This window comes from Kocuria aegyptia, from assembly GCF_039530085.1.
Classification (GTDB): Bacteria; Actinomycetota; Actinomycetes; order Actinomycetales; family Micrococcaceae; genus Kocuria; species Kocuria aegyptia.
In genome coordinates this window covers 22,128-33,449 of record NZ_BAAAOA010000009.1, presented here as the reverse complement: position 1 = coordinate 33,449, position 11,322 = coordinate 22,128, and the positions used below count along the sequence as shown (strand labels likewise).

Below are 11,322 nucleotides of genomic sequence, written 5' to 3'. Positions count from 1 at the left end.
AGGGCTGTGATGACTGCCGTGACGACGATTCTCGACGCGCAAGGACTGACCAAGGCCTTCGACGGCCACATCGTGTTGCGCGGGGTGGACCTCCAGATCCACGAGGGTGAGTCCGTCGCGGTGATGGGTCCCTCAGGCTCGGGCAAGTCCACCCTGCTCTACAACATCAGCGGCATGGACACCATGACCTCCGGACATGTCACCTTCGCCGGGCAGGACCTGACCGGGCTGAGCCAGAAGCAGCTGGCCCGGTTACGGCTGACCACCATGGGGTTCATCTTCCAGCACATCCACCTGCTGAAGAACCTGTGCCTGCTCGACAATGTGGTGCTGCCGGCCTATCTGGCCGGGCTGGCTCCGCGCGATGATCTGAACGACCGGGCGATGGCGCTGATGGAACGCACGGGGGTGGCCGAGCTGGCGAACCGGGACGTCTCCGAGGCCTCCGGCGGCCAGCTGCAGCGCGTCGGGATCTGCCGGGCCCTGATCAACCAACCGAAGATCCTGTTCGGCGATGAACCCACCGGGGCGCTGAACTCCACCGCGGCTGCTGAGATCATGGACATCCTCGGCGAGCTCAACGCCGAGGGCACCACGATTATGCTGGTCACCCACGACCCCAAGGTCGCCGCGCGCACCGACCGGGTGCTGTACATGGTCGATGGCCAGATCGTCGGCGACCGCGAACAAGGCCGATACACCGGCGCGGACTTGGACCAGCGGCATGCCGAGGTGACCCAGTGGTTGCTGCAGCAGGGATTCTGACCAACGTGTCACCGTGATCGTCGCGGATCTCCCCCTCTCCAACCCTCGTTTTTCCTCGTACCGTGATGCCTTCGTGAAGCTCAGCGGATCCCGCGGTGGGCGCCTTGTCGTGCACCGGGGACTCACGGCCGCCGCGTGTCGACGGTGCTTTTCGAGTTCCCCGCGCCGCGAGGACGTGGGTTCTCGGTCCGTTTCAGCCGCCGGTCATGGCCAGGACGGTGTCGACCATGAAGTCGTGGAACCGGGAGGGTTCATCCAGATGCGGGGTGTGCCCGGAGTTGTCGAACACCACCAGCTTCTTGTCCGGCGCGTCGAGGTCTTCGAACCATTCCACGGCCAGATCCGACCGTCCTGGGGACTCATAGGCGCCCTCCACTACGTACACCGGCACGTCCAATTCGGGGACGTCGCGGCGGAAGTCGATGTCCTGTAGTTGCGGGTAGAGCACCGCGAAGGTGTCGATGATCCCGCCCATTGCCCGGACCTGCTCGGTGAGGGTGTACTCCTCGACGAACAGGCTTGCCGGGTACTGACTGGCCGGGTCGAAGTCGTCCCCGTGCGGGAACTCCCGGTACTCCGGGTTGGTCGACAACGCATCCGGGTAAGCCAGCATGTCCGTATACGGTGGCGGGCCGTTCTCCCTCAACCGCTGAGCGAAGTCGGTGTTGCCGGTTCGTTGCGCCCAGGCCAGGGTCTCGGCGTACATCCGCTGATCGGTCTCCTGCTGGTCCACCATCTGCCCGGAACCGACGAAGGCGTGGAACTTCTCCGGGGCCCGCTGAACCGCCAGCACCCCGAGGGTGGTGCCCCAGGAGCTGCCCACCAGATAGATTTTCTCCTGCCCGAACCGGTTCCGGAGGTAGTCGGTGACCTCCACGGTGTCGGCCACCATCTGCTCCACCGTCATCGTGGTGGTCGGCTCCAGCGCCGGCAGGGACTTGCCGGTGCCGCGCTGGTCCCACACGGCCACCACGAAGTCCTCCTCCAGCCCTTGTCCGGAGGCGCGCATCGCCCCTAGGGCCGTGCCGCCGGGTCCGCCTTCGAGGAACAGCAGCACCGGGTTGTTCCGGTCGTGGCCGCGGATCATGATTGACTGCTCGTGACCGCCGATCGGCACGGTGGTCAGCTCGGCCACACTGCCCGGCAGAGGTGCGCCGTCGGCGCCGAGGATGGGCGCGGTGCTTGCCGGGCGCAGCAAGGCTGCCGCCAGGACCAGCACCAGCACCCCGGCTACAACGGCAGCGCCCCACCGGATGTACCCCCCGGCACGGCGGTGAGCAGCAGGACCTCTGCGGGTGAGTCGTCGTCCGGCGGCAGCGCCCCACACCGCGCCCACCGCCAGAGGGAATCCCATTACCAGGGCGTCGAAGCCGCGCCCGGCCACCAGTGCGGCGATCCCATAGACACTGCCCGGGTAGATGCCGTCCACGGTCGGTCCGACCGCCGGCATCCGCGCCAGCTCGAACGCCACCCCGAAGACCACCGGGGCCAGCAGCACGGACCACCGTGAGATCACCAGTGTCCCCGTTGCCGCGCCGAGGGCCGAACACAGAACCAGCACCGACACGGACTGGGCTGAGGTGACCGGCCCCCTCGGCAGCACCAGTCCCGTCACCAGACCGGCCGCTGCCAGCAGGATCACGGCGACGGCGCACGCGACGCGCCGGTTCGCGTAGACGCGGGCCACGACCCCGGTGCTATTGGTCGGAGCATGATGTGGTGAACTCATCGTCGGCCTCCCGGGCACTGCGGTGCACATCGTCGCGCCTGTGCCACTGTCAGGGTATGTCGCCCACCAGTCGCTGGACAGAACTGGCCGAAACAACGCGCAACGGCTACCAGCGCCGAGTCGCCGACCGAAAATTCGCCATGCCCGATGGTTACGGGCCGGTTCACTGAGCCATGCTGGGACAGTTGGAAGCGTTGTTCCGCCCCGACCAATCGTCCCCAGTTTTTGAATGAGCACGCCCGCATCGTGGCCGAAACGGTCACGCCGGGGCGGCACCTTGTAGGCCCGCTTCCAGAAGGAGATCGATACGTGCCGCTCGGCAAGACGACGATAACTGACCACGTTTCTGAGGGTCCGGGGTGGATGGCCTGGGTGCAGAACCGGTTCTGGCTGCTCGTCCCGGTCCTGGTGCTCAATTTGGTGCTGGTGGGGAGACTTCCTCCGCCTCTGACCCCCGGAAGCGCTGGGCCGGACATACCGTCGTGGCTGGCTGTGAGCGAGACCCTGCTGCGCGTGGTGGTCTTCGGGGCTCCGCTGCTGATGCCGTTGCGGTTACGGGCTCCTGGCACCAGAACTGCCCTGACGGTGTACGGCTTTGGCTTCGCGGCTTATGTGGCGGCATGGGCGGTTGTCATTTGGGCCCCCACCAGCTCGTGGAGCACCAGTGCCGTCGGGTTCACGGCCCTGGCGTGGACCCCGCTCCTTTTCCTGATCGGTATAGGCAAGGGATCGACTTTGCGGTCCGTGCCCGGATACCGGCCGTGGATGTACCTCGCCGCGGCCGTCCTCTTCACGGCTGTCCACACCGCTGCGATGGTCATCACGTGGGCCTGGTACTACGCCTGAGCCAGGCCGGGCGGTGCTGACAGCACTCTGAACGTGGATCGCAGCACGAGGTGCCTTCAGCGAATCGTGGCCCGGGCCTGGAGGGAGCAGCATCTCCGGGGCTCTGGCGCCTGGTCGCGCGTATGGTCCTGTCTCCGGATCCGCATACGAAGAACAACAGCAACAGATGATCCGATCATGGCCGTGATCCGTGATCGGCTGCTGTGACCGCCGGTCAGGGCGGAGCGCGGTCACAGCAGCCGGTGCTCGCCGGATTCATCGGCGGGACAGGCTCTACCGCGGTGAATATCCCAGGCGGTGCGCAGAAATTCGTTGTCCCCCTTCAGTCGTGTGTTCTCCTGCCACACCCCGGAATGGGCGCTGCCCCTGACGGACCGGTGCCCGGCAATTGGCCCTCAGCTGCTCCAGGGCGGACGGTTCCCTGGCGCGGGCGCGTCGATCTGGGGTCCCGGGGCCGGTCCCCGGTCGTGGTCACCGGGTCCGGGCTGCGGGTCGACCGGACCCTGGTCCAGGCGGAAGGGCGGGTACTCATCGCGCAGCAGCAGCACGTAGGCGCTCACCCGGTAGATCCAACGGTTCAGCCCCACGATCAGGGCGAAGAGCTCGTGGCGGTAGCGGCCGGTGAACAACAGGATCACCGCGGCGATCAGCACCAAAAGCCCCAGCAACGACGGGCCCCAGCTGGTGGTGGTTGCCCGGCCGGTCTCGTCCCACTCGGCACCCCAGGTGCCGGTGCCGCTGGTGATGATCCCGACGATGAGCAGGTGCGGGATGGCCAGCAGCCACCACTTCACCAGCACCAGCCCGCGGGAGAGCCGGGCGGGGTAGGCCACGTCGAGGTCGGCCGGGTAGTCGGTGGCGGCCAGGGTGAAGGGTGGGTAGCGGTCGGTGCCCAGGGCGGAGTAGGCGTAGAAGCCCACCCGCCAGGACCAGCGCAGCACCCCGACGGAGAAGACGAACCAGGACCGCGGGTAGCGGCCGGTGAAGAGGATGGCGAGGCCGGCGGCGATCGTGGTGACGATCAGGGCGACCCACAGGATGGCCAGGACGATGTAGTGCGGGATCGCCAGCAGCCATTTGACCAGCCACAGCCCCCGGGATAGCCGCTGGTCCAGGAACCCGGTCACCCGCACCGGGTAGCCTGCGCCCGCGCCGCTGTTGCGCCCGGGGTGCTCGGCCAGGGCCGCCCCGGGTCCGGTGCCGGCCCGGGGCGGGTCCTGTCGGGTGGCCGGGTCGATGTCCCGGCCCAGTCCTCTGGTCCCGAGCAGCAGCAGCGGCAGCCCTACCACCAGCCCGATCAGTCCGGCGATCAGCAACCCGGCGCCGAAGGGGCCGAGCAGCTCAGTGCGGGCTCCGGCTTGCAGGTCCACCCAGACGGGGCGGGTGCTGTCGGTGTTCATCACCACCAGTGACCACTGGCCCGGTTGCAGGTCGAAGGTGATCTCCTGGGTTCCGGTGCCGGAGGCATAGGTCGCCCAGAAGTCCTGTGCCGTGGGATCAGCAGGTGTGCGGGTCCCCGTCGGCTGCTGGAGCAGCTCGTCGTCGTCGGTCCAGGACAGCCCACGGCCCCCGGGGCTTGACCAGGAGGCGTTGCCGAGGGAGGTCTGCGGTACGTCCTGGAGGTAGGCCGAGACATCGGAGGCTTCGGCGATACCGACGAAGATCTCCTGGTCCGGGATCACCGGGGTGACCCTCACCTGCACACTGGCCAGCTCTTCCACCGCAGGCACTCCAGGCATCCCGGCCTCACCCGGATCGATGACCACCGAGGGGGAAGTCAGGGCGTAGCCGGTGGTCTGATACCGCTCTGTGTCACCGGTGAGATAGCGGTCTTCGCTCTGGGCCGCATCAGCACCGGCCAGCACAGCACCGCCGATGGCTGAACCCAGCCCCAGCAGGCTCAGCACAACGCCGAGGATCAGCAGGACCCAGTGCCCAGCCTTCATGCGCGGTGGAGGACCGGAGCGGGAGGGTGGGGCGTTGCGCGGGACAGGCGGGGAGGCGGTCATGGTGATCCTTTCGATGGTGCGCGGCGGTGCCGTGGCGCGGAGGCCGGCCTAGAGCTGGGTGGGACGGATCGTGGTGGCCAGATCGGCTGCCCACTGACGCGCCCGGGTTAGCTCCTCGGGCAGCAACCGGTTGTCGGAGGAGACCAGGAAGCTCTCGGGCTCGGCCACCAGCTCGAAACCGTGCTGGTGGAGGGCCTTGGCGATCTTCTGGCTCGCCCGCCCGGTCAGCACCGCCGGGCCTTTCGCCCGGGTGTCGAAGGCCGCCGCCCGACCGCCGTGGGTGTCCAGTGCTCCCAGCCATTCCCGGACACCCTCGCCCTGGGCCGACGGGTCGACTTCCACAGCGCGTCCGGGGGCGTCCTGGACGGCCGCCTGTCGGGTGGTTGCCCGGCTGAGCCCGTGCACATGGGTCGGGGCGCCCACCACCAGTACGTCCTCCGGACCGAGCCCACGCTCTCGCGCCGCCTCGACGGAGAGGACTTCGGCCGGGACACCTGCCCCGGCCAGGCCGTGACCGATCGCCTCGGCAATCCGATGGGTGTTGCCGTACATGGACTCATAGACCACCACAACGGTCATCGTGGTATCCCTTCTGTTGATTTGCCGGGTGCAGCGCCGGTGGCCGCGGGGACGGGCTGCAGCATCCCGTGGATGCGCGCTGAAGTGCACGGCCCGGTGAGCTGCCACCGGCCACTGGGCGCATTGATGAATCTCGGAGCTCTCCGCACGATCAGTGACCCCACCCCCACCGAGGTCATCGTGATCCTCCATCCCTCGAATGCGTTACTCGCTCGAGTCGAGGTGCACCTGCGGGAACGTGGCGCAGGATCGCCACGAGCACCGCGATCGCGGCCACGGCCAGGACCACGAACCCGAAGATCGGTCCGATGATCTCTCCCAGGGTGAAGGTCACTCCGGCGCGCAGCTGCAGGACCGTCTGGGCGATGATCAACGGCGCCAACAGGATCTCCAGCACCAACAAGGACACCGCGATCAGGTATCCCCGGCGGTCCCGGCGCAGGATCAGCACCCCAGCCCAGACGGTGGCCGGGGTGATCACCGCCAGATCCAGGGCCTCGGTGAACTCGGTCGAATACGGACCCAGCCCCTCCGGGGCCGCCCCGGTCACCGCAGCGTTCACCAGCGGGATGCCCCACACCACCACCAGCACCACAGTGCTGGCGAACATCAGCACCGCCGGCCCCCGCCGCGGTGTCCCGGGAGGGAACAAACGGTCCGGGTCCTGCCGGAAGAAGGCCGCGAAAACCAGCACGAAGGCATACAAGGCGGCGGAGAAGGCCACTACGTAGAGCAGGAACAGCTCGTTGTAGGCGATCGCCCCCAGCGCGTAGCCGGCGTAGACGTAGAGGAAATACCCCAGAGTGCCCAACAGCACCAGCCCGGCCCGCGTGCTGCCACGCCACCATCCCAGCGTGGCGGCCAGCAGCAGGGGGAGCCCGGCCACCAGGGTCACCAGATCCGTGGCTTGGCTGCCGGCGGCGGTGAAGACGGTGTCGTAGCGGTACAAGCCGTAGCCGGAGATCTCGGCGACCTGGCCCCGGACCGTCTCGACCGGGAAGGGACCCGGCCCGCCCTGCTGCAGCAGACCCACGGCCGCGGCGATGCCCGCCAGCACCGCGATGAGCACGCACCACCACAGCACCGGGCGCCCAGGTCCTCCAGAGATCTGACGCTCGTCGTGCTGGAGGCGGTGATCCGAGTGCGTGCGCATCGCGCTCAGGCGTCTTCCGCGACCGAGGGCGACTGCAGGTCCTGTGCGATCTGCTGAGCCCAGGCCTCGATCACCGGCCAGTCCCGGTAGTCCCCGAAGTGACCCCCGACAGCTCGGAAGGCGCCTCCCACCCAGCGGGGCAGCTGCTCGGGCCGGCACACGCCCGAGAACACCTGATGACCCCGTGGTTGCACATCCTCACGCAGGGCTTCCGCGATCCGCTGGTCCTGGGCGGTGCGCGCCATGCGGCGCAGCGGCCGGGGCAACCCGTCGGACATGCCTACGCTGAACAGCCACACCGGTCGCTCTGAGAGGACCCCGCTGTGGCGGTGGATGAAGCCGACGGCCTCCGGTGACCAGGACTGGTTGTGCACCGCGCTGCCCAGCACCACCGCGTCGTAGCCGGCGAGATCACCCACTTCCCGCACCGGGGCCACCACCACCGTGGCCCCCGCCTGGCCCAGGATGGTCGCGATCCGTTGGGCGATCTCGGCGGTGGAGCCCTGCCAACTCGCGTAACCGACCAGGATTCGCATCCGACACCTCCTCTGGTTGGTCCCAGCCTAAGAAGGGAGCACTCCAGCTAGAAATACGTGACGGTCCCCGCGCCCAGGTGACGACCCGACTCACGGTGGGTGGCTTCACAATCGTGATATCGGTGGGGAAGGTGGCAAGGTGCGAAGGCGCCCGGCCGTCCACGACGCCAGACCGGCAGCCCTCCACCCCAGGTCCCAGACCGGTCCACGGTCTGCCCACCGGGACCTTCGTCCGTGAAGAGAAGTGGTACCCATGAAGAACCTGCGCGAACGAAGCCCGATCTGGCACGCGGTGGCTTGGATCATCCTCCTGATCCTTCTGGTCGGAGCCGGTGACGCCGCCTCGACGGCCCTGGGCCGGACCAACACCGTGACCGCACCCGCCCTGGTGGTCCTGTCCGTGGTCCTGGTGCTGTACGTGAGAGCCAACGGGTGGCTGGGCTACTACGGTGTCCGTGCCCCCCGCCGACCCGACTACCGGGCCACCCTGTACTTCCTGCCGCTGCTGGCCATGGTCCTGCTGCAGCTCCCCAAGGGCTTCGACCACCAGCTCGACGCCCTCGACATCGCCCTGGTCGTGGTGCTGATGCTGTGTGTGGGGTTCTTGGAAGAGCTGATCTTCCGCGGCTTTCTCTACCAGGCGATCAGGGAGCGGCGCGGGGCGAACCGGGCGATCGTGATCTCCGGGGTGACCTTCGGCATCGGCCACATCGTGAACCTGGCCCGCGGCTACACCGGTGAGCAGCAGTTGCTCCAGATCACCGTCGCCGTCGCCATCGGCCTGGTCCTGGCGCTGCTGGTGGCCCTTACCGGGTCCATCATGCCCGGGGTGGTGCTCCACATCCTGATCAACATCAGCGGCGACCTCACCACCATGGACCTGCAGCAGGAGCTCTACGTCTCGACGGGGGTCCTTGTCATCTGCGTCGTGTACGGCCTCTGGCTCGTGCGGCAGCTGCGCCGGCGGGGACCGGCCGATGCGTTCGCCGACGCATCGAACCGAGGTGACCGGCACAGCGCGGTCTCCGGGCGCGACACGTAGAACGGACCCCTCCAAAGCCAGGGAACACCCGCGCCGTGGACCCTCCAATCGGCACGACGGTGGTGGCGCATGCCCTCGATCGGCCGCGCGGGAGGGACCCGGGCAGCGCCGAGGAGACCACAGGGAAGACAACCCGGTGGATCGGCGTCCTTGCCCTCATCAGCGCAGCGTGGATCGTTCTCTCCGCAGTGACGAATCTGGTGATGGTCAATCAGGAACAGTCGAGCCTTCGGGCCTAGGGCCAACGGGTCACCATTGACGGCGGCGAGGTCCACACCGATGTGACCGGCTACGGAGATCAGGCCGTGGCCCTGCTCAGTAGCTATGGCACCGCCTCTGCGGTGGTTGACTTCCAGCCTGTGATCCAGAAGTTCTCCGAGGTCCTCCCCGTGGAGGTGGAGCGGTTCGGCTACGACTACGGCTACAGCGACCCAGACGCCGGTGAGCTGAGAAGGTCGACGCAACACCGCCTCGGCGCGCTACCGATGACGTGAGAGCCCTGGAACCGCATCGCGTTCCGCCGGAGTCTTCCCTGGACATCTCTTGAGAACTTTTCGATCCACGATGTCCGGGCGGGGCATGGTTGTGTTGGTCAGCCGTTCGATCGCCGCGCTCGGACCGCTCATGTGGTGGTGAGCCGTACCCACCTTGGCCAACCAGTGCACGCTCTGGCCGGCGCTACCTGCCCTTGGCTGCTGTTCCGCAATGGTTGCTGCCATCATTGGACGCATACACCATGATTCTTCACCCGTCACCAGAAGGAAAAGTGGAACAACTAGCAAGGTTTCCCTATCGGTTTTTCGTGGTGACGTTCGTCTGGTCCTGGTTGGTCTGGCTGCCGCTCGTCTTAGCCACTGCCGGCATCTTACCGGTGGATAAATCCCTGGTGAGTGTTCTGAGCATGCCGGTGTCGATTTTGGCAGCCTTTGGCCCGGCTGTGGGAGCCTTTGTCTGTCTCAAAACGTTGCATGGCGAAGGTGCTGTTCGCCAATATCTACGTGGCTTGCTGGATTTCCGTTTGGGTTGGCAGGCCTGGTTCATTCCAATACTGGTGCTGGGCGGGAGCACCTGGCTCGCGTGGATACTGCCGGAGCTCTGGGGTGAGCCGCGCGTGGAGATGTTCTTGCCCTCCGTATGGGTTTTTCTGCCGTATGTCTTATTCATGATTCTATTTCTCGGCGGGCAGGAAGAACTGGGGTGGCGCGGCTACATTTTGGATACCCTGGAGGCACGTCTGGGGGCGTGGCTGGGGAACCTGCTACTGGGAGTGATATGGGCTTTCTGGCATTTGCCCCTCTTTTTTATCCAAGGAACAAGCCAGACGTTTATGCCCTTCGCCGGATTCGTGTTGTTGATGACGGGATATTCCTGGTTCTTCTCCTGGGTGCGCCAGGTTTCCGGGAAGCGGACCTGGGCCGGGTTGATTGTGCACGGTTGGGCCAACGCGTTTGTTCCCCTGTTCCCTACGGTGGTGATGGTCGAGGGGGCCCCACAGCCTCGGTATTGGATATGGGTGGGCCTGACATTCGTGATCGGTTTGATAACGATGGTGATCCGATCGCGAAAAACGAACCCAGAAGATCGCCGTCGGAGCATGGAGAAATCTGTGGTGTCGCCGGAAACGGCAGCAATAGACCTCCCGCCTACGACATAAGCGCGTCTTCAGCCCGTGAGCCTGCCATGCTGTGCTCATGAGCGGGCTCTGCGACTCCACACTCCCACCAGCTTGCCAGGCGACGCGTTGAGCCCGATGAGCGATGCCGGCCCGATCCGCCGACGGCCGGTCCTGGCCGCCTTCTTGTTGCTCGTCGCGGCCTTTGTGCTGCGTCTGAATGACATCTTCGTGCTGCGCCTCGACGAATCGCTCGGGGAGATCATTCTCTCCAAGGCTCTCGGCTTCGTGCTGGTGCTGGCCTTCGTGTCGCTGATGCGCCAACCGTTCGCCGCGATCGGCTTCCACCGACGAGACCTGGGTACGACGATCACGATCGGCGTCCTCCTCACCCTTGGTATTTACCTGATCTCATACGCGGTCGAGTTCGGCCTCCATGCCGTATCCGGCGACAACCCCGCCGTCGTGCTGGCCGCGATCGATCCGAAGCAGGAGGTCACCGGTGGGCTGCTGTTCGCGGGCTGGCTGGTCTTCGGCAACGTGGTGAACGCGCTCATGGAGGAGGGGCTCTTCCGTGGGGTGTTCCTGCCGGTGCTCATGGGGCGATTCCGCTTCTGGGCGGCCAATGCGGTTCAGGCGCTGTTGTTCGGGTTGTGGCATCTGGTATGGCCGCTGAAGAACTTCATCCACGGTGAGATCAGCCTCGGTGGGGCGTTGGCGCAGGGCGGGCTCTTGTTGCTCGGCAGCACCATCTACGGGCTCATCTGGGGCTACCTGTTCTACGTGACCGGCAGCCTGTGGGCGCCGATCGCCGCGCATTTCTTGGCTAACACGATCCAAAACCTGGTGCACATCGAGAGTTCGGTAGGCCTGGATGTGCTGGTGAGTGTCCGCGGGACTGTGGCGAGCCTGGTCGGCCTCGCAGCGCTCGGGCTCATCTGGTGGCTCTCAAAGCGGCGGGGGTTCCAGAGGCTGCAGTCATGGTCGACCGCGGACGGGTCCGCGGGGACCCGAGCCTGACCCGTGTCTATCGCAACCGCACCAGCACCCG

At 66.6% G+C, this 11,322-nt stretch carries 11 protein-coding genes; 6 read left to right on the top strand and 5 right to left on the bottom strand.

Features of this window, described 5'->3' with window-relative positions:
* The first annotated feature begins 9 nt into the window (after window positions 1-9).
* Window positions 10-765 (top strand): ABC transporter ATP-binding protein, encoded by a 756-nt coding sequence (locus ABD220_RS03690; RefSeq protein WP_344119930.1) that lies wholly within the window; start codon window positions 10-12, stop codon window positions 763-765.
* Between the two features lie 193 nt (window positions 766-958).
* Here the strand turns inward: ABD220_RS03690 and ABD220_RS03685 are convergent, their stop codons facing one another.
* The gene (locus ABD220_RS03685; protein ID WP_344119929.1) at window positions 959-2,494 is read right to left on the bottom strand and encodes an alpha/beta fold hydrolase; all 1,536 of its coding nucleotides are present in this window, start codon (window positions 2,492-2,494) and stop codon (window positions 959-961) included.
* Window positions 2,495-2,857: 363 nt separating this feature from the next.
* Here ABD220_RS03685 and ABD220_RS03680 point away from each other — a divergent pair, with 363 nt between their 5' ends.
* Window positions 2,858-3,340 (top strand): hypothetical protein, encoded by a 483-nt coding sequence (locus tag ABD220_RS03680; protein WP_344119927.1) that lies wholly within the window; start codon window positions 2,858-2,860, stop codon window positions 3,338-3,340.
* A gap of 395 nt (window positions 3,341-3,735) precedes the next feature.
* On the opposite strand, the gene ABD220_RS03675 is transcribed toward ABD220_RS03680, so the two are convergent.
* The 4 genes from ABD220_RS03675 to ABD220_RS03660 all read right to left on the bottom strand — a co-directional run bounded on the left by ABD220_RS03675 (window position 3,736) and on the right by ABD220_RS03660 (window position 7,617).
* Window positions 3,736-5,349, bottom strand: coding sequence for a DUF4389 domain-containing protein (locus tag ABD220_RS03675; RefSeq protein WP_344119926.1), 1,614 nt, complete (start codon window positions 5,347-5,349; stop codon window positions 3,736-3,738).
* Window positions 5,350-5,397: 48 nt separating this feature from the next.
* On the bottom strand, window positions 5,398-5,928 hold the full coding sequence (locus ABD220_RS03670; RefSeq protein ID WP_344119924.1) for a flavodoxin family protein: 531 nt from the start codon (window positions 5,926-5,928) through the stop codon (window positions 5,398-5,400).
* A 175-nt stretch (window positions 5,929-6,103) separates the two neighbouring features.
* Window positions 6,104-7,081 (bottom strand): hypothetical protein, encoded by a 978-nt coding sequence (locus ABD220_RS03665; protein ID WP_344119923.1) that lies wholly within the window; start codon window positions 7,079-7,081, stop codon window positions 6,104-6,106.
* Between the two features lie 5 nt (window positions 7,082-7,086).
* A complete protein-coding gene (locus tag ABD220_RS03660) occupies window positions 7,087-7,617 on the bottom strand; it encodes a flavodoxin domain-containing protein (RefSeq protein ID WP_344119922.1) in 531 nt (176 codons plus the stop codon).
* A gap of 253 nt (window positions 7,618-7,870) precedes the next feature.
* Between ABD220_RS03660 and ABD220_RS03655 the strand changes: the two genes are divergently transcribed.
* The 4 genes from ABD220_RS03655 (at window position 7,871) to ABD220_RS03640 (ending at window position 11,291) form a co-directional block, all read left to right on the top strand.
* Window positions 7,871-8,659 (top strand): CPBP family intramembrane glutamic endopeptidase, encoded by a 789-nt coding sequence (locus ABD220_RS03655; RefSeq protein WP_344119920.1) that lies wholly within the window; start codon window positions 7,871-7,873, stop codon window positions 8,657-8,659.
* A gap of 281 nt (window positions 8,660-8,940) precedes the next feature.
* Window positions 8,941-9,153: a hypothetical protein gene (locus ABD220_RS03650; protein ID WP_344119918.1), complete on the top strand. Its 213-nt coding sequence runs from the start codon at window positions 8,941-8,943 to the stop codon at window positions 9,151-9,153.
* A gap of 242 nt (window positions 9,154-9,395) precedes the next feature.
* Window positions 9,396-10,313 carry a CPBP family intramembrane glutamic endopeptidase gene (locus ABD220_RS03645; protein WP_344119916.1) on the top strand — a complete coding sequence of 306 codons (918 nt, stop codon included), beginning with the start codon at window positions 9,396-9,398 and terminating at the stop codon, window positions 10,311-10,313.
* A gap of 96 nt (window positions 10,314-10,409) precedes the next feature.
* Window positions 10,410-11,291: a CPBP family intramembrane glutamic endopeptidase gene (locus ABD220_RS03640; RefSeq protein ID WP_344119915.1), complete on the top strand. Its 882-nt coding sequence runs from the start codon at window positions 10,410-10,412 to the stop codon at window positions 11,289-11,291.
* Window positions 11,292-11,322 lie beyond the last annotated feature (31 nt).

Excerpts from the sequence above, each read along its gene's own strand:
- ABD220_RS03690 (WP_344119930.1), top strand. The coding sequence starts at position 10 with ATGACTGCCGTGACGACGATTCTCGACGCGCAAGGACTGACCAAGGCC.
- ABD220_RS03685 (WP_344119929.1), bottom strand. The coding sequence starts at position 2,494 with ATGAGTTCACCACATCATGCTCCGACCAATAGCACCGGGGTCGTGGCC.
- ABD220_RS03660 (WP_344119922.1), bottom strand. The coding sequence starts at position 7,617 with ATGCGAATCCTGGTCGGTTACGCGAGTTGGCAGGGCTCCACCGCCGAG.
- ABD220_RS03655 (WP_344119920.1), top strand. The coding sequence starts at position 7,871 with ATGAAGAACCTGCGCGAACGAAGCCCGATCTGGCACGCGGTGGCTTGG.
- ABD220_RS03640 (WP_344119915.1), top strand. The coding sequence starts at position 10,410 with ATGAGCGATGCCGGCCCGATCCGCCGACGGCCGGTCCTGGCCGCCTTC.
- ABD220_RS03675 (WP_344119926.1), bottom strand. The coding sequence starts at position 5,349 with ATGACCGCCTCCCCGCCTGTCCCGCGCAACGCCCCACCCTCCCGCTCC.
- ABD220_RS03670 (WP_344119924.1), bottom strand. The coding sequence starts at position 5,928 with ATGACCGTTGTGGTGGTCTATGAGTCCATGTACGGCAACACCCATCGG.
- ABD220_RS03680 (WP_344119927.1), top strand. The coding sequence starts at position 2,858 with ATGGCCTGGGTGCAGAACCGGTTCTGGCTGCTCGTCCCGGTCCTGGTG.
- ABD220_RS03665 (WP_344119923.1), bottom strand. The coding sequence starts at position 7,081 with ATGCGCACGCACTCGGATCACCGCCTCCAGCACGACGAGCGTCAGATC.
- ABD220_RS03645 (WP_344119916.1), top strand. The coding sequence starts at position 9,396 with ATGATTCTTCACCCGTCACCAGAAGGAAAAGTGGAACAACTAGCAAGG.